This window comes from Streptosporangium sp. NBC_01469, from assembly GCF_036227305.1.
GTDB lineage: Bacteria > Actinomycetota > Actinomycetes > Streptosporangiales > Streptosporangiaceae > Streptosporangium.
This window is the reverse complement of sequence record NZ_CP109465.1, coordinates 5082350-5106844: the sequence shown is the minus strand read 5'-3', so window position 1 is coordinate 5106844 and position 24495 is coordinate 5082350. Positions and strand designations below refer to the sequence as shown.

Below are 24495 nucleotides of genomic sequence, written 5' to 3'. Positions count from 1 at the left end.
GCCCTCCACCACACCGCGCCCCCACCAAGGACCATGCCACGGACCGCACCGAACACCACGGCGCGATTTCCGTCACAGGTCGCATCGTGCCGCCCACCACGGATCGCGCCGTGACGCTCGTCGCGGACCGCGCCCTGGTGACCGTCACGGTTGGCGCCACGCCCCCCGCCGGGTGCCGCACCCCCGTCCGCGCCGACCGGCTCCGCGAGGTTCGACGCCCGCGCGGGGGCCTCGGCGCGGGCTATGCTCGAAACACCCTGTCCAGCCCGTTCAACCCTTGCCGGGAGGTGGCTCCGATCGGCGATTTCCTCATCGTCCTGATGGTGATCCTGCTGTTCTTTCTTCTCCTGGGAGGAGTCGGGATCTACCTGCTGGTCAAGGTCGGCAGGAAGGCCACGAAGAAGGCCAGGGCCGTGTCCACCAGGGTCGCCACCCACGTGGCGGCGATGGGCACCGGCGACGCCGCAGAGACCGAGCGAATGCGCCTCGACCTGCGGCGCGAGATCTCCCTGACCCGCCAGGCCGTCGACCACGCGCTGCGCGACGGCTGGGGCCTGGGCGACCTTCCCCACCTCGTGGCGGAGATCTCGGCGCACGCCGAGCAGCTCGACGCCCAGCTGGCCCACTACGCCCAGGAGCGCCGGGTCTCGCCCTACATCGACCACACGGCGCTGGGCCGCCTGCGCGAGCACCACGCCAAGCTGACCACGTCCTGCGCCAGGATCAGGGCCGACCTGCGCGACGACCAGATGGCGCACTCGGCCGGGAGCATCGACGAGATCCAGGGCCGCACCGACCTGGAGATCGAGGCACGCCGCCGGGCCCCCGACCCCCTGGACCAGATCGACGAGCTCTACAACCGCACGATGATCAACCGCACCCACCCAGACGACTCCCGCTGACCGTCCCCCCACGGCGCCTCCCGCCGTGGGCGGAGATCGTCGCCGGACCGGTTGCCGGTGATCGGCCAGGTCACCGATGACCTCTTACGGTCACAGTGATCCAGATGACCCACCGGCCACACACGGTGAGTGTCAGGATGACTCCGTCAGGCAATGTTCCTGGATGTCGCCGAAGAAGGTTCTCTGATGACAGCCGTTTTCCCCGAGTGGTTCTACCCGGGGCCGACCGGCGGGTGGACCGCCGACATGCTCGATCATCTTCCCCCCGGCGCGCCCCGGCATGTCGAACTGATCGACGGGTCGCTCATCATGAGGCCTCCGCAGACCGCTTTCCACATGTTCGTCATCAATTTGATGATCGACCAGCAACGCGGCATACGACCACCGGCTCACCTCAGGGTCGTCCGGGAGATGACCGTGACCCTGGGAATGAGGCAGCGGCCCGAGCCCGACATCATGGTGGTGGCGAGTTCCGCGCTGACGAGCCTGAGCACGACCTCGTTCAAGCCCGAGGACGTGCACCTGGTGGTCGAGGTGGTGTCTCCCGAGTCGCTGGAGCGAGACCGCACCACCAAGCCCATCAAATACTCCGACGCCGGGATCAGGCACCTCTGGCGCGTGGAGCAGGAGGACGACAGGCCCGTCGTCTACACCTTCGAGCTGGAGCCCGCCGTCAAGGCGTACGTCCCGACGGGCATCCATCGGGGGCGGTTGAAGACGGACGTCGGCTTCGAGGTCGACATCGATCTCGACCTCGGCACGTTCATCGGCCCTTGACATCCTCCCCACGGCCAAAGCCCGCGGCCTCCGCACCGGAGGTATCCGATGAGTTCCACATCCCGGCGAGGTCGTCATAGGTGGCCCCGGCGTTGATGCGGGCGCGCATGGCCTGGGCCTGGGCGGTGGTGGGCAGGAAACCGTCGAGCAGGGCGGGAAGGCCGAGGCGCCAGCCGAGCAGGGCGCGCGGCGACTGCCGGTGCCCGGCGCGAATCACCGAGACGCCGACCCTGATCGCGTGCTCGTTGCCGGGCGGGACGCCTGGGCGGTCGGTCTCGATCGCCGAGTAGCGGAAGCCGTCGGCGAGGTCGCAGGGCGGGCAGCCCAAGGGGCCCCTGCCCCGCCGGGCCCCGCAGTCGGGGCAGATCAGCCGGTCGAGGGCGCCGTCGACGACCCGCCAGTCGTGCCGGTCGGGCTCGTCGGCGACCATCTCGGCGATCACCGACTCCTCCTCGGCGGACAGCCCCGCCGCACCGAGCCCGGCAGACAGCCCGGCCTCACCACGCTTGGCGGACGATCCGGCTCCAGCACGCCCGGCAGATGCTCCGGACCCGCCGGGCGGCCCGGCGGTGCCGAACCGCTCTCGCAGGAACCCCCGCCAGCCGTCCTCGACGATCCGGTCGACCAGCGCCGCGCACCGGACGCAGCCGGGCGCCCCGCCGTACTCCCAGCAGCCGCACTCGGCGCACCGTCGCATCAGGCGACCGTATCCGGCCGCACCCGCGACGGACGAACCGTTTTCACCCCGACCTTGCCGTGCCTCCCCCGGCGCTCGGGCGTCGCCCTCGTGATCCGCGTGTCCCCTTCATCGTCGTCGGGCCCGGTCGTCCCGGCTCGTCCCCGCGATGGAACGGATCACCGGGTCCGTCGTCCCCGCCCGTCTCCACGATGAACCGGATCACACGAAAACGACCGAGTCAGGAGACCCCGGCCTCGCGCATGTCGCGCACCTCCCGCTTGAGCTCCTTGATCTCGTCTCGGAGCCGGGCGGCGACCTCGAACTGGAGGTCGACGGCGGCCTGGTGCATCTGCTCGGTGAGCGACTCCATCAGCGCCTCCAGCTGGGCTCTGGGCATCTCTCCGGCGATCGCCCTGGCGTGCTGTCCCGCCTGCTTGACCGCGAAGCCGGGGACGGGGGCCTTGCCGCGCGACTGCTGGCGGCCGCTGCCGCCGAGGAACTGGGCGGTGTCGGCATCCTCGCGGTTGAGCGAGTCGAGGATGTCGGCGATCTTCTTGCGCAGCGGCTGCGGGTCGACGCCGTTGGCCTCGTTGTAGGCGATCTGCTTGGCCCGGCGGCGATTGGTCTCATCGATCGCCCGCTCCATGGAGGGGGTGACCCGGTCGGCGTACATGTGCACCTGGCCGGAGACGTTGCGGGCCGCGCGGCCGATGGTCTGGATCAGGGAGGTCTCCGAGCGCAGGAAGCCCTCCTTGTCGGCGTCGAGGATGGCCACCAACGACACTTCGGGCAGGTCGAGGCCCTCGCGGAGCAGGTTGATGCCGACCAGCACGTCGAACTCGCCCATCCGCAGCTCGCGCAGCAGCTCGATGCGGCGCAGGGTGTCGACCTCGCTGTGCAGGTAGCGGACCCGGATGCCGAGCTCGAGCAGGTAGTCGGTGAGATCCTCGGACATCTTCTTGGTCAGCGTGGTGACCAGGACCCGCTCGTCCTTCTCCGTACGGGTGCGGATCTCGTGGACCAGGTCGTCGATCTGCGACTTGGTCGGCTTGACGATCACCTCGGGGTCGATCAGCCCGGTCGGCCGGATGACCTGCTCGACCACGTCGCCCTTGGAACGGCCCAGCTCGTAGGAGCCGGGGGTGGCCGACAGGTAGACCGTCTGGCCGATCCGTCCCAGGAACTCCTCCCACCTCAGCGGGCGGTTGTCCATCGCGGACGGCAGGCGGAAACCGTGGTCGACGAGCGTGCGCTTGCGGGAGGCGTCCCCCTCGTACATCGCGCCGATCTGCGGGACGGTCTGGTGGGACTCGTCCAGGACCAGCATGAAGTCTTCGGGGAAGTAGTCGAGCAGGGTGTTGGGCGCGCTGCCCGGGGTGCGGCCGTCCATGTGGCGCGAGTAGTTCTCGATGCCGGAGCAGGTGCCGATCTGGCGCATCATCTCCAGGTCGTAGGTGGTGCGCATGCGCAGCCGCTGGGCCTCGAGGAGCTTGCCCTGGCGCTCCATGGTCTCCAGGGTCTCGGCCAGCTCGGCCTCGATGCCCCGGACGGCGCTCTCCATCCGCTCGGCGCCCGCGACGTAGTGGGAGGCGGGGAAGATGTAGAGCTCCTCGTCCTCGGTGATCACCTCGCCGGTCAGCGGGTGCATGGTCGAGAGCTTCTCGATCTCGTCGCCGAACATCTCGATCCGCACGGCGAGCTCTTCGTACTTGGGGATGATCTCGACGGTGTCGCCGCGCACCCGGAAGGTGCCCCGGGTGAAGGCCATGTCGTTGCGGGTGTACTGCATGTCGACCAGGCGGCGCAGCAGGGTGTCGCGGTCGATCTCCTGGCCGACCTTGAGCCTGACCATGCGGTCGACGTACTCCTGCGGGGTGCCCAGGCCGTAGATGCACGACACGGAGGCCACCACGATCGTGTCGCGGCGGGTCAGCAGCGAGTTGGTCGCCGAGTGGCGCAGCCGCTCGACCTCCTCGTTGATCGAGGAGTCCTTCTCGATGTAGGTGTCGCTCTGCGGGACGTACGCCTCGGGCTGGTAGTAGTCGTAGTAGGAGACGAAGTATTCGACGGCGTTGTTGGGCATCATCTCGCGCAGCTCGTTGGCGAACTGCGCCGCGAGCGTCTTGTTGGGCTGGATGACCAGGGTCGGCCGCTGGAGGCGCTCGATCAGCCAGGCGACCGTGGCGGTCTTGCCCGTGCCCGTGGCGCCCAGCAGGACGTTGTCCCTGTCTCCGGCCTTGACGCGCCGTTCGAGCTCGGCGATCGCGGCGGGCTGGTCGCCCGAGGGGATCATGTCGGTGACGACTTCGAAGGGAGCCACCTTGCGCTGCAAATCTGTTACCGGCCTCACCTGTCCCACTGTAGGTGGCGTGACCGACAATCCTTCCTCATAGGTCCGCGTACGGGCGGACCACCGTCAACCGCATGGGTCCGTGTACGAGCGGACCGCCGTCAACCGCACGGGTCCGTGTACAGGCGGACCGCCGTCAATCACGTGTCAAGCGATCCGCAAGTGAGATCCCCTTTACTGTCTCGCGTGCCAATGATCACAAAGCGTGATATATCGAGCTTTCGATATATCACTAACCCGGAGGTGTGATGTCCCGGCCAAGAGAAGCCGCGCAGTACGCGAGGGCCGCAGCCCAGGCCATAGGACAGGGCGGCGACGTGCGCCAGATGGTCGGGCAGGCCGTGGGGCAGTACGCCGGCCAGGCCGCGGGACAGTACGCCGGGCAGGTGGCCGAGCAGTTCATGGGCCAGGCGGCCGGAAACGCCGGAAACGCCGGGTCCGCCGCCGACAAGGGCTTCGCGCTCAACCCCTCCGACTTCATGGCCGCCCGCGACCAGGGCTCGTCCCTGGGCACGGTCATCGAGGCCCGCAGCGCCCCGCTCAACGAGGCCGGGGAGATCGTCAACCGGAGCTTCGGCGGCAACGGCCCGAACGGCGAGCCGGTCCACGTCATCTCCCCCGTGGTCATCCCCAAGGGCACCACCGCCAGGGTGGTCGTCCCGCTGGTCGTGCTGGCCGGCCTCGGCCTGGTCGGGCTCGTCGCCACCGGGCTGCCCGAGGGGGCCCGGGTGCTGTTCGGCCCGCACTACTGGGCCGTGCTGGTGCTGGCCGCGGCGTTCCTGTGGTGGCGCAGGAGCGTGGTCATGGTGCCCGAGGGCTGCAAGGCCCTGATCACGAAGTTCGGCAAGCTCGTGCAGATCGCCGAGCCTGGCCGGGTGACGCTGTTCAACCCGTGGAAGCGGGTCAGCTACATCGTCAACACCACCCGCGAGTATCCCTTCAACGCCCCCATCCGCGAGGCCCCCACCCAGCAGGGCGTCAAGGCCAGCGTCGACCTGTTCCTGCAGTTCCGGATCGAGGACCCGGCCGAGTTCATCTTCGTGCTCGGCTCGGTCGGCGGCTTCCAGGCCAAGCTGCAGAACGCGATCAGCGAGGTCACCCGCTCCCTCATCTACGCCCAGCGCGCCGAGGAGATCTACGACCTGGTCGGCGAGAGCACCATGGGCATGCTGGACAACCTCAACCAGCAGTTCCTGCCCGCCGTACGGCTCACCGACGTCAACATCACGCACGCCGAGCCGTCCAGCCAGGAGTACCGGATGGACCTGGCCGCCCCCGAGATGATCAGGGTCGCCAAGGAGGCGTACACCTACGAGTACGAGCTCCAGCTGCGCAAGGAGCAGAACGAGGGTGACCTGATCAAGGAGCTGGCCGGGCTGCAGGAGCAGCTTTCGGCCATCCACGCCGAGATCGCCGGGCACCAGGCCAGGATCGACACCGCGCTGGAGCGCGCGTCCCACCAGGCCAAGGCCCAGGGCGGCCAGCGGCTGGTGGAGGCGGAGTCCACCGCGAAGGCCAACGCGGCGCTGCTGGAGGCGCAGGCGCTGGACATCCGCTCGCTGAGCGCCGCCGAGGCGCCGGAGATCCTCGACTACCGCTTCCAGCAGGACCTGCTCGACAAGCTGGAGTCCGTCGCCTCGCACCTGCCGCGCCTGGTGCAGGTCGGCGACGTCGTCGACATCGACCTGCTCGCCCTGGCCAGGCAGCTGGTCGGCAACCCCGAGGCCCAGCTGTTCTCCCAGGCGGACATGGCCGCGATCAGGGCGCGGATGAGCGAGATCGGCAGCCGCGTCGAGGAGCGCGGGGCGGAGATCAGCTCCCTGCTCAACACTCCCGCCGACACCGTCGTCCCCGTCCCCGCCCCCGTCGCGGGCCAGGTTGCCCAGGAAGAAGAGGTCCGATGAGCGGCAGAGAGTTCTCCAAGATCAAGGAATCCCTGGCCTCCTGGTCGGAGATCCGCCAGCTGCTGCGCGGCGGCGAGTCGGGCCAGCTGGTCCCGGTGGTGATCCCCAAGGACCGCCGCGGCTTCGCCTGGGTGGCGCTGCTCCTCCTCGCCCTCTACCTGGCCGGCACGGCGGTGTTCGCCAACGGGGCCCTCTCCCTGCTGGCCGCGGTCGGAGCGGTGTTCTCCCTGGTCGCGGCGCTGGTGTGGCTGTGGCGACGGGCGATCATCGAGATCGAGGAGGGCACCACGGGCGTACGCAGCCGGTGGGGCGCCATCGTCGGCACGCTGCCCCCGGGGCGCCACTACCTGTGGCTGCCGTGGGACCGGGTGGACGCGGTCGTCGACACCTCCACCGAGATCCCCTACTCCGCGCCGATCGTGGCCTGCCCGACGGCGGAGAACGTCCCGCTCAAGTCGATCGAGTTCTTCCTGAAGTTCCGCATCGTCGACCCGGTGGCCTTCGTCCGTACGATCGGCGCCGGTAACTTCGACCTGGTGCTCAGCAGTGCCGTACAGGACGCCATCCGCCAGCGCAGCCGTCTGGTGAACACCGAGCGGGCCTACGACCTGCGCGGATCCGACGTCGGCGACATGCAGGAGCTCCTCACCCGCCAGCTCGGCCGGTACGGCGTGCGCATCACCGGCGCCAACATCCCCGACGTGCAGCTGCCCGACCAGTACCAGCAGCACCTGGCCACCCGCGAGAAGGTCGCCAAGGAGCTGTCGGCCTTCGAGCGCGAGTGGGAGCTCACCCGCAAGCGCCGGATCGACACCCTGCTGATGGAGATCGAACGTTCCAAAAAGACACGTGACGCGCGTATCGTCGAGGTGAGAGCCGCCGCCAACACCGCCCGTAAGGACGTCGCCCGCATGCTGGAGGAGCACGAGACCGAGGCGCAGCGGGTGCGCTGGGAGATCGAGGCGAAGGGCCGGGCCGAGCTCACCTCCGCCGAGAACGAGGCGAAGGGGCTGCGCAGGCTGGCCGACTCCTACCGCGACAACCGCGCCGTACTCCAGTACGAGCTGGCCCGCCGCAGGCTCGACGTGGGCGCCAAGCTCGCCGAGAGCGCCCCGCGCCCCGTCGTCGTCCGCACCTCCGGCGCCTCGGGCGACACCTCCGCCCTGTCCACCCTGCTTCTGGCCCAGATCCTGCCCCAGCTGAGCGGCGGCAACGGCCAGGCCAAGCCACCGAACCAAGTCCCCTGATGAGAACAATCTCCAACCCCTGGGAGTCCTAGATGGTGTTCCGTAAGCTGATGGCCGCGTTCGGCGCCGGTGTCGAGGTCGACACCGTGCTGCAGAACTCGCAGGTGCGGCCCGGCGAGGTCCTGCGCGGACAGGTCAACTTCCGTGGCGGCGGCTCCGACTACAAGGTGGAGGGCATCTTCATCGACTTCACCGCCGTCGTCGAGGTCGAGAGCGGCGACAACGAGTACAAGTCGACGTACAGCTTCCTGCGCCAGCAGATCACCGGCCCCTTCCACCTCGCCGCGGGCGCCCCTCAGTCGGCCCCCTTCGAGATCCAGGTCCCCTGGGAGACCCCGATCAGCGCCATCGGCGGCCAGCCGCTGCGCGGCATGCAGCTCGGTGTCTCCACCGAGCTCGCCCTGGCGGGCGCGCTCGACAAGGGTGACCTCGACGCGCTGTTCGTCAACCCGCTGCCCGCCCAGGACCACGTGCTCGGCGCGCTGGACAACCTCGGCTTCCGCTTCAAGAAGGCCGACCTGGAGCGGGGCACCCTGTCCGGCTCGCGGATGCCGTTCTTCCAGGAGATCGAGTACTACGCGGGCAACGACTACCGCCGTCACTTCAACGAGCTGGAGCTCACCTTCATCGCCGGCCCCCAGGCCATGGACATCATCCTGGAGGCCGACAAGCGCGGCAGCTTCGGCTCCAGCAACGACACCTTCAGCCGCTTCACCGTCCGCTACAACGACCACCCGGGCCAGGTGGAGCAGTCCCTGCGCGGCGGCCTGCAGTCCATGGCCCAGAAGCGCGGCTGGTTCTAACCTTCCTCGCGTCGCGGCCCGGCCACCATTCCTTCGGTGGCCGGGCCGCGGCCTGTCCGGCGTCATCGGGATCCCGGGTCAGGGACGTCTCGAACCCTCGGCCACCCGGATGATCTGTCTCTGTCCAGCGGCTCAGGCGGCCTTGAGGCGACACGGCCCAGGGTGTTTCGCGAAAGGCTCGAGCGGCACCGCGGGACCTTTCACGACATGCCCTATCGCGGTCGCATCAGGTCGAGGTCCTCACCCCATGCGTCCAGCACCGCGCCGTGCCCGGCGCGGCGGGCCGCCGCCTCGACCTGGGCGAAGAGGCGCCGTTGCAGGGGCACGTCGCCCGTTCCCGAGATGCGGTCCGCGGCGTCCAGCAGCCTGCCGGTGTCCCAGCCGGGCAGCGGGTACCGGGTGAGTTCCCATTCCAGGTACCTGTTGTAGGGGCATGGGCGGCGGTCGAGCGCGAAGAGCAGCTCCAGCAGGAACCGGATGCTGTCGGCGGCGTCGAGACGGGCGGCGAGCGCGTGTCCGTCACGGTCGTTCTTGACGGAGCGGTAGAGGGAGTTGGCGTAGGCGTCGAGCCGTTCACCGGAGTCCCGGAACGCCTCATCGGCGTCGAGTCGCGCCTTGGCGGCCAGGATCCGGGCGATGCCTCCGTCGAGCCGATCGAGCACGATCCGGGCGCGGGCGAGGGCGTAACGCTCGAAGCCGGGCATTCCTACCGTGCGGAACTCGGCGAGGGGAATGATGACGAGGTCGAGCTCGGGAGTGCGGTGGCCGGTGAACCGGGTGAGGTCCGTTGTCGCGCCGTCGGCGAGGACCACGTACAGGTCGTGGTCGGAGTGCTCGGTGGTCATGCCGTCGTGGGCGCGGGAGCCCTTGAGGACCAAGCCGACGACGGCGGGGTCGGCGGCGGCGAGTTCGACGAACGCGTGGTAGGTGAGGGGGCGCTGAGCGGACATCGTGTGATCTCCGGTGGGATGGTGGCGGGTATGCCTGCCGAGGCGGCCCCGTCTGCCGGGGTCGCCCGCACCGTCCGCGGCGGCACCCGGCCGCCGCCCAGAGGATCAACGCACGTGTGAACCCTATCGCCGGACACCCGGAGCGCGCCGCAGGGGAACGGCGTGGTCGTGATCGAGCGGCACCAGCAGCCCGCCCAGCGTACGAGCGCGCTGGGAGCGCGCCTGCCGGTGCAGGTGGAAGGCGTCGGCGAGGCAGGCGTCGCCCCAGGCGTACGGCGTTCCGCGCGCCGCTCCATGGCGCGCAGGAGCTGGCGGGCGTTGTGGAAGTCACCGCGCCACAACAGCGCGGTGCCCTCGCGGACCAGGCGGTAGGCGGTGTCGGCGGTGACGCGGTCGCCGGTGTCGGCGCAGGACGCTCGGCGTCGCCTCGAACCGAACTGCCGCCGTGCCGGGGACGTCACAGAAGCACGGGCCTTCCGCCACGTGCCTAACCGGCAAGGGCCTCGTTGATCTGACGGGTGGTCTGGGTGGCGACCCGGGGGTTGACGGCGGCGTAGGAGGTGTAGGCGTTCAGGCCGGTGGCCAGGGCCCAGCCGCGGCCCCGGGTCCAGGTGGCGTCGTCCACACCGAGCGCGGCGCGGAAGGCGGCCCGGCTCCCGGCCGACATCAGGGTGAAGGCGATGGTCAGGTCGCAGGCCGGGTCGCCGACGCCGAGCCCGCCGAAGTCGATGACCGCGCTGAGGCGTCCGCCGTCGACCAGCAGATTGCCGGTGTGGAAGTCGCCGTGGACCCAGACCGGAGGGCGACCCCATCCGGGGGCGCTCAACGCCGCGTCCCACAGCTCGGTCATGGCCACGGTGTCGAACACGTCGCCGACCTCCGCCATGGCGGCCCTCGTCTCGCGGTCCCGGTCGGCCAGCGGCCAGATGACGAGGTCCTCCCGGGTCTCCACCGCCGGGATCTCCTCGGGCGCGAACCGCTGAAGGGCGGTCAGGAACTCCGCCAGCTTGACGGCGGCCCCGGACGAGTCGGCCAGTGCCTCGACGGTCGCCACCTCGCCCTCCAGCCAGCGGGACACCGCCCACGGCCACGGATAGCCGAAGTCGGGGTCCCCCACCCCCACCGGTACCGGGATGGCGAGTGGCAGGTGCGCGGCGAGCCGGGGCAACCACTCGAACTCCTTCCGGGCCTGCCCGATGGCGTCGGCGTGGCGGGGCAGCCGGACAGCCAGCTCCTCCCCCAGCCGGTAGATCACATGGTCCGAGCCGGCCGGGTCGAGCAGCTCCAGGGGCGACTCGGCCCATTGTGGGAACTGCGTATCGATCAGACGCCTGACGAGTGCGGCGTCGATCGCGGGGCGGATGTCCGTGGTTCTCACGGTCGCCAAGAGCAACTCCTGCGGTCGGCCCGCTCCGTGCGGCGGGCAGTCGGGATCATCACAGTGCGTCGCGAGCCCGCTTGTCGATCGGGTTTCCCGGAATCGGCGCTCGACACTGTCCCGTCCGGGTTTCCCGGAATCGGCGCTCAACGCTATCCCGGCCGGGTGAACCTCGCGGATGCCGGACCTGCCCTGCGGGCGAGGGTGAGCAGGTGACCGCTGACGCCCAGCAGGGAGGGGACCAGCTCCAGGCGACGCTGGGCGTCGAGCATGAGAGCGCGGCGCTCGGGGTCGTCGAGCCAGTCGTCGACGTCGCCGTACAGCCAGAAGGCGCCCTCCAGGCCGTAGCGGGTGACATCCGGGAGCCCCGCGTCGGCGAACTCCGCCGGGACGTCGTCGGGGTCGTGCATGTAGGCGGTGAACTTAATGCCCGGACCGGACAGGACCCCGTCCGCCAGAGCCGAGTTCACCGTCTCCCTCGGTTCTTCCCGCAGGTACAACCCCTGGTAGACCATGTCGTGCACGGCCGCGTAGCGGTTGATGGTCGCGGCGGCCACCAGGCCGCCGGGCCGCACCACCCGTACCGCCTCGGCCAGCGCGCGGACCCGGTCGGCGCGGTCGGCGAGGTGGTAGAGCGGGCCGAGGAGCAGCACCGCGTCCACGCTCTCGTCGGGCACCGGCAGTCGCCTGGCGTCACCCTGTCGCGCGGTGACCCCGGCCAGCCGCGCCGCCCGCTCCACGTGCGACGGCATGAGGTCGATCAGCTCGACCTCATGCCCGTCGGCGGCCAGCCACTCCGCGTGCACCCCGGTGCCGCCGCCCACGTCCAGCACCCTGGCCGGAGCCGGAGGCAGCGCCCTGCGCAGCACGTCCTGCGTCCGCCAGAACTCCAGCCGCCCGCGCCCCGCGCGGAGCCTGTCGTTTTCCTTGTCCTGCTCGTAGTAGGCGAGCAGTTCCGGTGTCATCGCCATGCTCGATCATGTCTTCGGCGTGGGCTTGCGGGCAAACCAATTAGACGGCCGGACGAACGGTAGGGCCGTCGGTCGTGTCGGCCGGAAGGACCTGTCGAAAGATTCCGTGGAGAAGGTTCTGCCGGAGATGCTTTGCCCGGAAGATTCTGCCGGGCAAATCGGCACCCGTTGGGGAGGCCGACGTGTCAGGCTCGGCCGTCGCCGGAACGCCATGTCCGAGCTGTCACGCGGCTCACCCAGATGGGCCGCACCTTGGCTTACCAAGTGCCGCCATATCCCCTAATGTCCATGACCATGAAAATCCGCGTGATCATGGCGATGGCCGCCGCCTCCGTCCTGCTCTTCCCCGGTACGGCCACCGCCCTCGCATACCCGGTCGAGGACGCCCCGCTCCTGACCGGCAACCCCCTCTACTCCGCCGGCAAGCTCCCCGCCGCGAATTGCGCGAAAAAACCCGCCAAAGGCAAGAGCCTCGCCTCGGTCAAGAAGCACGTCAGCGCGCTCATCACCTGTATGAACGACGCCTGGGGCCCCTACTTGGAGGAGGCCGACCTGTCGTTCGTACCACCCGGCCTGGAGATGACGGGAGCCCCTCTGGGGACGAAATTCAAGCGCTACTGCTTCGGGGCCAGGATGGACCCCGCCAGGTCGGAGGCCGTCACCTGCTTCGGAACCAACATCTCCGTACACATCCGTCCCGACTGGATCAAGGCGTCCGATGACCTTCCGATCCTCACGGAGCTGAGCTCCGTCTATGGCGAGTACGTGCAGAGCCTGGTCGACATCAGGGAGGGCTACAACGCCCTGCACGCCGACGACGACGCCGAGATCCAGGAGCAGCTCCGCCGCTACAGCCTGCAGGCGAAGTGCCTGGGCGGAATGACCGCGAAGAGCGTGTGGTCCGCCCTCGGCTACCCCGCCAAGGACGCCGGGCGCCTGCTGAACCTGGCCAAGGCCGATGCCGACCCCAAGGGCAAGTCCCGTTACTTCGGCAAGAGCGCCAATGTCGTCTATTGGACCAAGCGTGGCTACTCCACCGCCGACCCCCGGTCCTGCAAGACCTGGATCGTTCCCTCCGCCAAGGTCTCATAGCCCGTTCCCGGATTCCCCCGCCCGCCGCCCTGCCCACCGGCCTGGTTCCCGCTCGCCGGGATCCAAGCCGGTCAAAACTTGAGGCTTTATTTTCCGGGGAACGGATTGAATCCGTCGGACGCACACCGGCGTGCTCGGAAGCTTTGCCGGGCATTCGAGCGGCCGAGGATCACAATTCGGTTCACCTGCCGCGCCATCCGTATGCGAAGAACCGCGACCGAACTCGAAAAGAGCCTCCGCACCTCCGTTTCTCCTCGAGTCATTGTCCCAGCAGTCGCCCCTCACGCTCATTCTCGGCCGCCAGGCGGCGCGCCATTTCCCCGAGGGTGCCCGCGCACATCACGTTGGACAGGTTCCTCCTGTCGAGAACCTCCTCGGACAGGCTTTGGCGGCGTACGGCGTAGTAGCCGCCCCCCATCGCCTCGGAGATGAGCCAGTGCCTGCCGTACCGGGCGATGAGGATGGCTATCGTCCCGGGTCTCGCGTCGTCCGGTGTGCCGGTCATCGCCGTGCCAGCTGGAACCAGACGACGCGCCTGCGCCCCGACGCGCACTCGTGCCAGCCCCACGACAGGGCCACCTCGCGGACCAGCCAGAGCCCACGGCCACCTTCCGCGTCCTCGTCCGGCTCTGCGGGAACCCGAGGCGCACAGGTGGCGGACCCTTCGTCGATCACCGCTATCCGAATGGCGTCCCCATGGCTCGCCACCGCGACCGTCACCTGGCCGCCGACGCGTCCCGACTCCGAATGCCTGACCGCGTTCGAGACCAGCTCGCTGACCAGAAGCTCGGCGTCGTACGTATCCTTTTGGCCGGAGTTCTCCAGCACGCTCCGAACGTATCGCCGGGCCGAAGAAACCGATTCGGCCACCCCGGGCAGATCGACACGGCCCAGCAGACCAAGCTCGGGAACCGTCTCGGCACCCATCGAATCACCGCCATTCCTGTGAGGTCGCAGACGTCGAAAATTCGTCTGCCCCAATGGCTCCGTTAACCAGGCGAATTGTCCATTTAGTTCCCCGACATCGCCCGGATAAAGTCTTGGCCTATAGAGTGCACACAGTTATGCTGCCGTTGCAGAACAGATCGGCTGACAAATCGGCGACAAAAAGCTACACGACCTGTAGGCGTTTGTTGTTCATTCGACGGCCGACGTCATCGCAACGCTTGAGGGGTGAACATGGGAAACGATCTCGACCCACGCCTGACACCGACTCAGCGCTTCGGCCGCGAGCTGGGGCGGGCCCGCAAGGAGGCGGGCCTGTCGCAGGCCCGGCTGGGCAATCACCTGGGCGTCTCGTCATCGTTCGTCGGGCACATCGAAACCGGCAACCGGAGGCCCAGCACCAAGTTGGCGGCCGACTGCGACAGGTTCTTCGAGACGGACGACCTCTTCACCCATCTCTGCCGGAACATCGCCGCCCCCTCCGGGCCAAGCTGGTTCCTCAGGTGGTCCGACGAGATCGAGCCCCGGGCCCGCGTGCTGCGCAGCTGGGACCCGCTCCTGGTGCCCGGCCTGCTCCAGACGGAGAAGTACGCGCGAGCCGTCTTCCGTGGCGACCTGGCCACCTCGGACCAGGAGGTCGAAGAGCAGGTCGGCGCCCGCATGCGACGGCAGCTGATCCTCAAAAAGGACAGTCCGCCCATGCTGTGGGCCCTTCTCGACGAGTGGGTGCTCCGCCGCCCCATCGGAGGCCCGGAGGTCATGTACGAGCAGCTCGACCACCTCGCGGCCGTCGCCGGTCGCCAGAACGTGACGGTGCAGATTGTTCCGCACGACACCTCCTGCACGACCGGCCTGATGTCCGGGTTCGTGCTCGCCCAGTTGACGGACGCGCCGACCGCCGTCTCCGTGGAGTCGGCAGGGGCAGGCGAAGTCTCAGCGGAACACAATTTGGTAGGCGTCGTCTGGGACAGATATGACAAGATCCGAGCAGAGGCGCACCGTCCCGGGCAGTCGCTAAAAATGATCGAAGAAGCGAGGGACCAATGGAAGCAGTAGACCTGACCGGCCTCGACCTCTCCGGGGCCGCCTGGAAGAAGAGCTCCCTCAGCGGCGGGAGCGGCGGAAACTGCGTCGAGGTCGCCGGAAACCTCCCCGGAGCCATCGCCGTCCGCGACAGCAAGAACCCCACCGGCCCGGCCCTCGTCCTCAGCCGGGGCGAATGGGGTGCTTTCCTCACCGCTGTGAAGTCGGGCCACTTCGACTGACGGTGGAAGTGCGGCTTGTCGCGCTTGGCCTATGGGTCATGGGGATCCCACGAACCCGAGGCAGGACGGGTTTGGCACCCACCGCGAGACCGGCAGCCAGCCGGTCGGTCGTCATGATCGCCAGCGGCTCCACGCCCCTGGCGCCCGTCCTGCTGAACTCGTCATCGGAAGATCGACCTGACGCTCCGCCGCGTCCGGAGATACCCGGCAGACCGCCACGCTCCCGGCACACGACCCGCTGGCGGGCGCTCAGGTGTCAAGAACGACATCAACGATCTGCATCTGCCGGATACTGCGGTCCTTGGAGAGCTTCGCCAGCTCCACAGGGCGCCCCGTCTCGAGGCATCGGTGCACAGCCCCCTCCTGGACACGGGTCCGCACCTCATGCAGATCGAGGTTCAGCTGCCTCAAAGCAGGCGCGTCGTTCTCATCGAGCAGGGAGACCCAACGCTGGAACTGCCGTTTCAACCTGAAATCGCGGATTGAGGCATCTAATCAGAAACCACGGCTATTCGCGGCAAAGCTCGTATTTACCCGGTTTCCGCGTCGAGAAATTCAACCCCCACGCGGCATACATCGAGGTGGGCGCGGGAGGCGCGCAGACCCGCGCGTCGTAGTCGCCCTGGAAACGCCAGTCTCCGCGCCCCTCCCGTGTCCAGAAGTGCAGCCTGCTCAGCGACGCGACCACGTAGTAGGTGTCGGCCGCCTCGCTTTCGCCGTAGACCACGCCGTAGTAGACGACTCCCTCAGTAGTCACCCGGGCAGATTCCGCGGAAGGGCCGACGGCAGCGCGGCTCGCGGCGGCCAGCTTGTCACGGGTGGCCTGACTGATCGTGAGAGGCCAGGCTCTCCCTGCGGCCAGGCGCTCCTCGGGTTCTTCTTCGTCCGCGCTCTCACCGGGCTTCTCCTCGGGAGCTGTCGCCGCGCCCGTACCCGCGACCGGAGTCGGTGACGGCAGGGAGTCCACGGGCCCAGGTGACGCGCCGACTCCGGGGGCGAGGGACGCCGGGCCGGACGCGGCGAACACCAGCGCCACGGCTGCGACCGCGAGCCCGACGACGGCGAGCAACGCTCCTGTGATCGCTACAGGCACCACCAGTGATCTTCGCATGTGTCATCCATAGCACCACGGGATAGGAAATAAGCAGAAATTTCAGATTCCAGAATAGATACGACAAGATCCGAGCAGAGGCGCACCGTCCCGGCCAGTCGCTAGAGATGACCAAAGAAGCGAGGGACCAATGGAAGCGATAGACCTGACCACCCCTGACCTCTCGGGGGCTGCCTGGAAGAAAAGCTCCCTCAGCGGTGGGAGTGGCGGAAACTGCGTCGAAGTCGCCGGAAACCTCCCCGAAGCCGTCACCGTCCGCGACAGCAAGAACCCCACCGGCCCGGCTCTCGTCTTCACCCTGGGTGAGTGGCACACCTTCCTCACCGCCGTGAAGTCGGGCCACTTCGACTGATCGGTTAGACCGCTCCCGGCAACTCAGTTTGGAACCTAGCTCCCCGCAGCGTCACGCGACGGCACACCTCAACCACACAAGGGGCATGAAGCGCAAGTCGCAGGGCCAATCACCAAGCATGAACTACTGATGAATCAAGGCCGAGATGGAGAAGCGAATCGAGTCCGGGCGGTCAGTATTCCAGGATCACATCAGTCACGCTAAGCCACTGCACTCGGGAATCATCCTGAAGCTTTCGAAGATCTTCCGAGCTTGCAGTGATGACGAAGCCTTGGATCAGCCCGCTAAGGGCATGTCTGCGAATATCTCTCAAGTCTAGACCAAATGCACTTAGGGCCTGAGCATCTTCTTCTTCAAGCGAAGACGCCCAGCGCTGAAACTCCTCCACATGCGATGCTCGGCCGCGCGAGCACGAGAAACCAGGCGTACCACATATATCGCCCGACCATGTTATCGGTTTCTTCTCAGCAGCTCCGCCTGCGCTAAAAACAACCGCACTGACTCGGCTATCGAAAAACTTCCAGTCGCTGTCGAGATATTCTTCGCTCGCGGGGGCCTTCAAGCTCACAACCGCAGTTGCGTGCATTGGAGAATTGAGTGCGCCCAGCAATCTGCTTGTGTATCGCCTTTGCCGCTCAGTCCTAACTGCATCTAATTTAAAGATGTCATCAAGAGCTTGAGTGGTCAGCGTTTCATTCAGCGGCACCCAATTGGCGGATGGATCAGCACCCAGATGGATTGTGGTAGCCGAACGATACCATTGCGGCGTGAACCTCAAATCTGGCACTCTAGGACTGATCAACATATCGATCGTACCACCCGTCCCATCGATATCGAAATCATCTGGATCCAAGCCAAAAAAGTCGATGTAATATCCCGGGTTCGCAATGCTAAACGCATTCACCAATACGCGGCGAGCGTCAACCGAATCGGAATATCGACTCCAGGGACCGCGCCAATGATCATAGGTCCACCACACAGTCACCCCGACCATGACTACCAGTATCGCCAGCGAAATGACGCGCATCAGATTGAGTGTTCTAATCACGCATTGCCTCCCAGGAGGAAATACCACTACAGTCCTGCATCTGTTGAGGAACCCGAACGCAGTCCGAATCCGCATCAGTTCTGAGATCCGAAATCCAGGTGAGTAGGGGCCCCACGAACGAGGGGCCCCGCTCACCCAGATCGATGACTAGGAGTCTATGAGGGACAGACTCGGCTCAGAGGGAATACACCTGAGATTTCTCACCGGATGTCCCCACAACTACCGCTAGGAATACCGGCTAGGTCCATCACTGCATGTCGTTCGCGTAAGGCATTCCAGAGCAGAAGAGTTCCAGATTTATCTGCACCAATACGAATCACGCCTGGATCGTATTGGAGACCGGCACTTAAAGATGCCTTAACGTCGGGCGGGTCAAGGAGCGCGGTTTTTCCAGTGCAGCGATCATAGATCACTGCTACGTTGCCCAGACTATCCGAGCTCCAGCCAGAACTGATGGTCGTTCCGCCGCTCCGGCCATACACAAGTGGTGGGTCAGAAAAACCAAACCTCTCAGCAGCAAGACCTCTTTGCCGATGTTGGCCCGGAAACACACGTCGATCTGTCCCATCAGAGCGCTGTACCACCACTTGAGTGATCTCATTCTGCTCCGGCCTGGCGGCACCCACGCACCAGGTGGGACCGCAACGTTTGAACAGGCCGTCCACCGCTCCTGTATCACGTTTTTCAGAAGTAACAAGATTTGTGATATCATCACTCTGCTCGTCGTAAGCCCACGGCCAGGACGCGATGGACCGATGTTTACCTATCGAGCTTTTTTGCGGAATCCCGCCAGCAAGGGGAACTCGATAAACTTCCCCCTCTTCCCACCAGATCACCTCATCTTTTGTGACCTCCATACCATCAACAGTTTCCGGACCGGAAATCGGAGCGGCGATGAGTCTCATCGATCCACCTGTACGCGGCATGGCCCAAATCTGTTGTGGGCTCGGATCTCCACCCGCTATCCATATGATTTCATCGTCGGTCAGGGCCACTTTCAGCACATCGTGGTAGACGCCTCCCTTGGGTGCGGTGGCGAGTACGCGATGGCGGCCGGTTCGGCGATCGTAACTGATCATGGCCGGACGGGTGTCGTCGGCGACGACATCCCCGTGAGCCAGCAACACGGTGTTCCTGTCGAGCATGACCACCGGGGTCACATCACCAATCCCCTTAATGAATTGAGGGACGACAAAAAACGCTTGTGGCCAAACTTTACGAGCCGAGGGCAGGGCCGGTGCGCCGACCTCGGCAACCGGGCGACGCGAATTGTTGATACTTACTCCACAGGCGGCGCTTACACCTATGCCAAGCATTACAAACGCCCAGGCTGCAAGCCTGATCGATCGCCCGTATCGACACATGTCTTCAGAGACTCCGTTCGCGAGCTTACCGCAAGTATAAGCCCAGCCTATCTGCATATGCCATCTGGGCAAATCGCGTTTTCCCCGATGAAATTTAAGGGAGTCCATGGATGTCCGGCATCCATGGACTCCCGGAATTATAACTGTCTAGAACTTTTGCTGAGGGTAATCACATCTGGTAGACGAAGGACTTGAGTCGACCACATGGTAGTCAGATAGGTTATTGGAATCACGCATGATCCGTACGCGGGTCTTGTGGGTCATTGGATGCCAGTCAAATTTCCTGGTCTTCTTCTTTCCGTCGGATTTGTATGTATAGTCGAAACCTATTTCTAGCTCGCTGTAGAAAGCATGACGATATGTCCCAATGCTGCAGCTGTTGGCCCCAGCCTCCTCGCAGGTCGCCAGAATATCGCGATGGAAGTTATCTATCCATCGCTTGTCTGACACCTTTTTCGGGTCTACGCTCTCGCATTGCTCTTTGACGTTACGCTCCCAGTTAACGCCGAACCCAAGCTCACCCGTGATACCCGGGGCTGCCGAGAACCCTCCGGAAATCCCGACAGTGGTCCCAGCGGTGTAGGTATCCGATACGTTGTAGAAGCAAGCAGTGCCGGCGGCTGTCAATTTTGCGGCAGGTTCATTTATCCGAGGGTTCTCCCTGCTCGGGCCCCAGCCGAGCAACGCTTTGCCGAAGCTTGTTCCTGGACCCCATCGGTTGTCTCCGTGCCCCGACCAGGAAATCCCTGCTTCCTGGTGTATTTTATCGATTTTCCACCGCTGGTCTCTGTCGTGCTCGGTGTTTTCGGTCGGGGGACCCCACGTGGATGACATTTGCGTGATGTAATACCATCCCTTCCCCAGGTAATCCTCGACGCGACATCCAAGGAAGCCGGGTTTAGTAGTCGACGATGATGACCGGCCTGGTGCACTGCAGATCGTCGAAGTGGGCTTCTGACACGTCGGAGACGCAGCCGTTCTTGAAATCGCGGATGCAGCCGTCGTGTGCCCCGGGATTTCATCCTCCTCGCAGCTTCCACCGGTGCCCCTGTCACGGGAGTCCGTGCTGTCCATCTCCACCTCCACAGGGACCTGGATAATGGTCACCTTGCCGCACCGATCGAAGGCAAAGATATCGATGAAAGGCTCGCTCGGCTCAATCTGCCCGAGAGTATCCGCCATGGCACCAATGGCGGCTTTCTGCCCAGTAGGCGATGCGGTGGAAGCATGCTCCCACGTGCGCTTGACCGTAGCGGTCACATAAACCATGCCGTCACCGGCGTCTCGCGGAACCACGTTCTCCAATGTGACGGTGGAGTTGGTCCGGCTGATATCCGAGGCATCCATCAGCTGCCTCTCCGTGACCAGAGAATCATTCAAAAGCGACAACTTCGCGGTGCTCGGCGCCTCGGGAGTAACCCCGGGTGCCTCCCACACAGTTGCCGCGCGGCCTTCCAGAACCGCGTCTTGCGCCCGGTAGTAATCCTTGATCCGTTCCGCGTACTCCTGTACGGACGAGGACAAAACCGACTCCGCCCTTCCCGAACTCCTGGTCTGAGCGGGTGCGGGGAGGCCGAAGCCACATGACTGAGAAGATGCAGGGGGCGGGGGCGGGGGCGCCGCCTTGGGAGTGAAAGCAGCCGACTCCCATTCACTCGTGCCGATGGAAGTCCGCGCCCGGACCTGGATCGTGTAGGTGATTCCGTTGGCCAGGCCACCGATGGCAATGGTCGGATCGATCGAGTCGAATCCCTTGACCGGTTGACCCTCCCCGTCGAGCACTTCGACGTCGAAGCCATCTAGCAGAACCATGCCGCCGTTGTCCACCGGCAGGCCCCAGCTCGCGACGACACCACTGTCACCGGCCTGCGCGACAAGATTGAGAACCTTGCTGGGCGGCTTCGGCAAAAAGTACGTGATCGTCGTAGAAAGCTGCTCGGCGGCCCCTGGATCGCTGAAGCTCACCAGCTCTTCACGATTGGAGGTCAACAGGTACCAGGAATAAGCGCTATGAGCGAGGTCGGCCTGTGGGGCCGCGATCGGAAAGTCGAACGACAGCGCTGCTGTGTCAACGTCACCGGGCAAATCGGATGCCTTGGTGTCACCGGTGACATCGCTCTTGAGTGGCGCCGCAGTAACGACCGTCTCAGGCGAGCAGACCCCACCGGGACAACTCGGGGTCCCCAGCTTCAGGACATCCTCGGTGAAGGTTGCCCCATCAGGGACCTCCTCCAGCCGGATTCCGATTACCGTGGCGAGTTTGTCCGCCCCGGCGCCACCGACCTGGATTCGGTCGGTGTCCGTAAGCGGGCACGGAGCACCATCACATGCCGTCGGATCGGTCTTCGCCGTCTTGATGACGAAGTTGTCCTTCCCCAGCGTCAGGCGCTTGGCATCCTCAACGGGCGGCTCGGCCGGAGTACCCGGGGTGGTGAAGCTCATCGCAGCCGTCTTGGCGGTGCAGATCTCCAGGGCGCACGCCTGCATCTGCCAGGTGTAGGTCCTACCGAGTTGAACGGTGTTCTCCGGCACCTGGAAGGACGCACGCTCCCCGCCGTTGACCGTACGCTCGCCGAGCGGGCTGGAGCCGACTGGGGCACCGGTGCTGTCGTACAGGAAGTACTTGGCGGTGACCGGGCCGCCCGAGGGACGGTTGACCATGCCGGACAGGATCGGCCGGGTCGGGTCGGCCATGCCCGTCTCGGTGTCGGTGGGCAGCATCGGAGCGTCGCTGGTGATGCGGTAGGCCGGGCTCTCGTTACAGGAGGGCTGGGTGACGCCGCTGCGGCAGGCCCGCACCACGAACTTGAGGCTGGCCGGATTGTGGAGGGCGAAGGTCTGCTCGATCACCTGGCCGGAGGGCTTGGCGTTGTAGCTGGTGGCGGCGACCTCGCCATACAGCTTCTTGATGTCCGCCAGGGACAGGGCCCGCTGGTAGAGGCGCATGTCGTCGACCGCGCCCTGCAGCAGGTTGAGGCCCGACTTGTGGCCGCCGATGCGGAACGGGCCGGCGGCCACAGTGCCGGAGGGCTGGTAGTCGGCTTCGCCGGACAGCACTCCGTTCACGTAGAGGCGGATTTTGGATGCGCTGGAATCGTACATGGCGACGAGGTGCGACCAGGTGTCCACCGCGGCCAGTTTGGCCGAGTCGACCCAGACGCCGTACCCGGTCGTGCCTCCGGTGCCGGAGACCTGCAGCCGCCACTTCTGGTGGCTGCCGCCGAGGTAGTAGATGCTCAGGCCGGACGGGTCACCATCCTGGCTGGCGACGTACTGGACGGCTTCGCTGTCCTTGAGACGGACCCAGGTGCTGATGCTGAAGCTGGAGTTCTGGTTCAGCACCGACCTGCTGGTGGCGGCGTAGGAGTTCGGTACGCAGCAGCCGTTGCTGCCGGTCATGTCGTTCAGTTGGATCGCGCCGCCGAGCTTGCCGGTGGTGGCCGCTCTCCTGCTGCCGGTGTACGTGGCGGTGTGGCCGCCTGTGCCGGCGTCGGCCGCGGAGGCCGCCCCCGCGGGCTCGTCGAATTTCCAATGCGCCACGTGCCCGGTGGGGAAGGAGGGCGGGGGCACCATCGTGGAGTCGTTGACGGTGACGGTGTAGTCCAGGTTGGTGCCCTCGGGCACGCTGGACTTGAAACCGACCTTGACGCTGGTGCTGCGGGCGATCGCGTCGTTGCCGTCCATGGAGTCGATGGACTCGGCGGTGACCGTGGGGATCTCCGGTGGCAGGAAGTACGACACGGTCAGCTTCGGCTTGGTGCCGCCGACCTTCTCCGCGGAGTGGAAGTAGACCGACCATCCCGAGTTCTGTGTGGGGTCGGTCGTGCCCGTGCCCGAGAGCCGGATGCCCTCGTTGGGCTGGCCCGCGGCCCACGCCTGGGCCATCGCGGTGACGCTCCAGGTGAAGGTCCTGGGGATCCAGTTGCCGAGGTCGTCGATCGACGACGTGCTCGGGCAGAGCTGGACGGACGACCCGAAGCTGGTCACGGACGGCTGGTTGCTCCAGCTCACGTACTGCGGCCAGGCGGAGGTCACCCGCTTGGCCTCGATCCCCCCGGGGCCGTACCAGCGGCAACCCACGAGCTGGTCGGCGTACATGTCCAGCCTGGCGCTGCCGACGGACCTGCCCGCCAGCACTCCGGTGTCGAACTTGAGGAGAGAGTGACTGTAGGTGAGCGCCCCCGAGGAGTTGGTGCGCTCAATGCTCGTCACCAGCCGCTGCGAGGCGGGCGAGGTGTCGGCGTTGCCGGTGTTGCTCACCACCAGATCGCTCTGCAGGGTGAGGGTGGTGGTGGGATCCACCGTGACCGGATACCTGGTCGCCGGGTCGGCGAGAAACGCCAGATCCGGAGTGAGGACCAGTGTCTGCTCGCCCTTCTCCTCCACCACTCGCGTGTCGATTTTCCCGGTACGCGGCGGGACCGCTCCGGCGGTTCTGGTTTCGGCGGCACTGGGACCGGCGTCGATGGTCACCGGCTCGGCGGCCGACGCCACCTGCCTGCCCTTGCTGTCGGTGAGTTCGAGTCCGCCTCGCCTGTTCTTGGCGAAGTCGAGCCCGTCCGTCTCGACCGGAATACGAAACTCCACCGGCCCCTTGGGCTGTTCCCGCAATACCACGTCATGCCGGAATCCCGTGGGCAGGGCCGTGACGACGAGATCGGCCCCCTGACCGGCCGCGTCGACAAAGGTCGCGACATTTCCCTTGACGGTCGGCTTGGGCAGTTCGGTCGGCCAGCCGAACGAAACCTTCTGCCCGTCACCGCGTTCCATGGACGCGAAAGGACGATCCGCGCCACCCGCGGAGAACTCGATTTTCGCCTTGGCCAGTTTGGGCTTCAGAACCCCGTCCTGCTCCACCAGGGTGGTGTCGATCCAGTCCCACGATCCGTCGGCCTGTTTGAGCTGAGCGGGACCGGCGTACGACTGTGTCGTCAGGTGCCCGTCCGGATAGGCCCAGGTACGTGACCCCTCTGTGTAGGCCGCTTCGACCTCCACCGGTTTGTTCTGCTTCCGGGCTTCTTCGAGCGCGGCCCTCAGCGGCGCGTCGGGATCCGCCGGGCGAGGGAATTCCGTCACCTTGGGTACGGCGGGGGCGGCCGGTTCGGGCGCGGCCTGCGCGGGGACGGATCCACCGGCCACCAGGAGTGACGCGGCCAGAGCAGAAACGGTCACGACCGTAAGTGCGATTCGGTTGGACGATCCACGCCGCGGCGGCATGGAAGGACGGTTCGGTAAGGGAATCCCCACCGATTACCTCCAATGGTTACGAAGGACCGGCCAGGAATTGGGAAATGGGAGCGCCCAGCCGGAGATGATCGTCACAAGCATCACGGCTGGCGCTGTTGATCTTGTCGTAT

General features: G+C 66.1%; 22 protein-coding genes. 10 read left to right on the top strand and 12 right to left on the bottom strand.

Annotated features, from left to right (window positions below; translation table 11 throughout):
- The first annotated feature begins 110 nt into the window (after nucleotides 1–110).
- Both OG587_RS22620 and OG587_RS22615 read left to right on the top strand, forming a co-directional pair.
- Nucleotides 111–902: a hypothetical protein gene (locus OG587_RS22620; protein WP_329093367.1), complete on the top strand. Its 792-nt coding sequence runs from the start codon at nucleotides 111–113 to the stop codon at nucleotides 900–902.
- 186 nt (nucleotides 903–1088) lie between these two features.
- Nucleotides 1089–1679 (top strand): Uma2 family endonuclease, encoded by a 591-nt coding sequence (locus OG587_RS22615; protein ID WP_329093364.1) that lies wholly within the window; start codon nucleotides 1089–1091, stop codon nucleotides 1677–1679.
- Here the strand turns inward: OG587_RS22615 and OG587_RS22610 are convergent.
- The gene (locus OG587_RS22610) at nucleotides 1666–2376 is read right to left on the bottom strand and encodes a hypothetical protein (RefSeq protein WP_329093362.1); all 711 of its coding nucleotides are present in this window, start codon (nucleotides 2374–2376) and stop codon (nucleotides 1666–1668) included. The two genes, OG587_RS22615 and OG587_RS22610, sit on opposite strands and share 14 nt — an antisense overlap.
- 220 nt (nucleotides 2377–2596) lie before the next feature.
- On the bottom strand, nucleotides 2597–4708 hold the full coding sequence (gene uvrB, locus OG587_RS22605; RefSeq protein ID WP_329093360.1) for an excinuclease ABC subunit UvrB: 2112 nt from the start codon (nucleotides 4706–4708) through the stop codon (nucleotides 2597–2599).
- 248 nt (nucleotides 4709–4956) lie between these two features.
- Here uvrB and OG587_RS22600 point away from each other — a divergent pair, with 248 nt between their 5' ends.
- Genes OG587_RS22600 through OG587_RS22590 form a run of 3 tightly spaced genes read left to right on the top strand, consistent with a single transcriptional unit; the run spans nucleotide 4957 to nucleotide 8662 of the window.
- The gene (locus tag OG587_RS22600) at nucleotides 4957–6612 is read left to right on the top strand and encodes an SPFH domain-containing protein (protein ID WP_329093358.1); all 1656 of its coding nucleotides are present in this window, start codon (nucleotides 4957–4959) and stop codon (nucleotides 6610–6612) included.
- Entirely contained in the window at nucleotides 6609–7859 is a 1251-nt protein-coding gene (locus OG587_RS22595; RefSeq protein ID WP_329093355.1) for an SPFH domain-containing protein, read from the top strand. Before OG587_RS22600 ends, OG587_RS22595 begins: the two co-directional genes overlap by 4 nt.
- A gap of 32 nt (nucleotides 7860–7891) precedes the next feature.
- Nucleotides 7892–8662: a sporulation protein gene (locus OG587_RS22590; RefSeq protein ID WP_329093354.1), complete on the top strand. Its 771-nt coding sequence runs from the start codon at nucleotides 7892–7894 to the stop codon at nucleotides 8660–8662.
- 212 nt (nucleotides 8663–8874) lie between these two features.
- Here the strand turns inward: OG587_RS22590 and OG587_RS22585 are convergent, their stop codons facing one another.
- Nucleotides 8875–9612: a hypothetical protein gene (locus tag OG587_RS22585; RefSeq protein WP_329093352.1), complete on the bottom strand. Its 738-nt coding sequence runs from the start codon at nucleotides 9610–9612 to the stop codon at nucleotides 8875–8877.
- 162 nt (nucleotides 9613–9774) lie between these two features.
- On the opposite strand from OG587_RS22585, the gene OG587_RS22580 reads away from it, so the two are divergent.
- Nucleotides 9775–9984, top strand: coding sequence for a hypothetical protein (locus tag OG587_RS22580; RefSeq protein WP_329093350.1), 210 nt, complete (start codon nucleotides 9775–9777; stop codon nucleotides 9982–9984).
- A 115-nt stretch (nucleotides 9985–10099) separates the two neighbouring features.
- On the opposite strand, the gene OG587_RS22575 is transcribed toward OG587_RS22580, so the two are convergent.
- Together OG587_RS22575 and OG587_RS22570 are read right to left on the bottom strand one after the other, a co-directional pair.
- Nucleotides 10100–10990, bottom strand: a complete 891-nt coding sequence (locus tag OG587_RS22575; protein ID WP_329093963.1) for an aminoglycoside phosphotransferase family protein — start codon at nucleotides 10988–10990, stop codon at nucleotides 10100–10102.
- A 152-nt stretch (nucleotides 10991–11142) separates the two neighbouring features.
- On the bottom strand, nucleotides 11143–11961 hold the full coding sequence (locus OG587_RS22570) for a class I SAM-dependent methyltransferase (RefSeq protein ID WP_329093349.1): 819 nt from the start codon (nucleotides 11959–11961) through the stop codon (nucleotides 11143–11145).
- A gap of 288 nt (nucleotides 11962–12249) precedes the next feature.
- On the opposite strand from OG587_RS22570, the gene OG587_RS22565 reads away from it, so the two are divergent.
- Nucleotides 12250–13053, top strand: coding sequence for a hypothetical protein (locus OG587_RS22565; RefSeq protein ID WP_329093347.1), 804 nt, complete (start codon nucleotides 12250–12252; stop codon nucleotides 13051–13053).
- A gap of 259 nt (nucleotides 13054–13312) precedes the next feature.
- Here the strand turns inward: OG587_RS22565 and OG587_RS22560 are convergent, their stop codons facing one another.
- Both OG587_RS22560 and OG587_RS22555 read right to left on the bottom strand, forming a co-directional pair.
- Entirely contained in the window at nucleotides 13313–13558 is a 246-nt protein-coding gene (locus OG587_RS22560) for a hypothetical protein (protein ID WP_329093346.1), read from the bottom strand.
- Nucleotides 13555–13980 carry an ATP-binding protein gene (locus OG587_RS22555; protein WP_329093343.1) on the bottom strand — a complete coding sequence of 142 codons (426 nt, stop codon included), beginning with the start codon at nucleotides 13978–13980 and terminating at the stop codon, nucleotides 13555–13557. Before OG587_RS22555 ends, OG587_RS22560 begins: the two co-directional genes overlap by 4 nt.
- 252 nt (nucleotides 13981–14232) lie before the next feature.
- On the opposite strand from OG587_RS22555, the gene OG587_RS22550 reads away from it, so the two are divergent.
- Nucleotides 14233–15054, top strand: a complete 822-nt coding sequence (locus tag OG587_RS22550) for a helix-turn-helix domain-containing protein (RefSeq protein ID WP_329093341.1) — start codon at nucleotides 14233–14235, stop codon at nucleotides 15052–15054.
- Entirely contained in the window at nucleotides 15042–15263 is a 222-nt protein-coding gene (locus OG587_RS22545; RefSeq protein ID WP_329093340.1) for a DUF397 domain-containing protein, read from the top strand. Before OG587_RS22550 ends, OG587_RS22545 begins: the two co-directional genes overlap by 13 nt.
- A 249-nt stretch (nucleotides 15264–15512) precedes the next feature.
- On the opposite strand, the gene OG587_RS22540 is transcribed toward OG587_RS22545, so the two are convergent.
- Nucleotides 15513–15731, bottom strand: coding sequence for a hypothetical protein (locus OG587_RS22540; RefSeq protein WP_329093338.1), 219 nt, complete (start codon nucleotides 15729–15731; stop codon nucleotides 15513–15515).
- Between the two features lie 40 nt (nucleotides 15732–15771).
- Nucleotides 15772–16374, bottom strand: coding sequence for a hypothetical protein (locus OG587_RS22535; RefSeq protein WP_329093336.1), 603 nt, complete (start codon nucleotides 16372–16374; stop codon nucleotides 15772–15774).
- 130 nt (nucleotides 16375–16504) lie between these two features.
- Here OG587_RS22535 and OG587_RS22530 point away from each other — a divergent pair, with 130 nt between their 5' ends.
- On the top strand, nucleotides 16505–16726 hold the full coding sequence (locus OG587_RS22530; RefSeq protein WP_329093334.1) for a DUF397 domain-containing protein: 222 nt from the start codon (nucleotides 16505–16507) through the stop codon (nucleotides 16724–16726).
- Nucleotides 16727–16898: 172 nt separating this feature from the next.
- Here the strand turns inward: OG587_RS22530 and OG587_RS22525 are convergent, their stop codons facing one another.
- From OG587_RS22525 to OG587_RS22515, 3 genes are all read right to left on the bottom strand, one after another.
- The gene (locus OG587_RS22525; protein WP_329093333.1) at nucleotides 16899–17774 is read right to left on the bottom strand and encodes a hypothetical protein; all 876 of its coding nucleotides are present in this window, start codon (nucleotides 17772–17774) and stop codon (nucleotides 16899–16901) included.
- 200 nt (nucleotides 17775–17974) lie between these two features.
- Nucleotides 17975–19090 carry a hypothetical protein gene (locus OG587_RS22520; protein WP_329093331.1) on the bottom strand — a complete coding sequence of 372 codons (1116 nt, stop codon included), beginning with the start codon at nucleotides 19088–19090 and terminating at the stop codon, nucleotides 17975–17977.
- A 195-nt stretch (nucleotides 19091–19285) separates the two neighbouring features.
- Entirely contained in the window at nucleotides 19286–24310 is a 5025-nt protein-coding gene (locus OG587_RS22515) for a LamG-like jellyroll fold domain-containing protein (protein ID WP_329093329.1), read from the bottom strand.
- Between the last annotated feature and the right edge of the window lie 185 nt (nucleotides 24311–24495).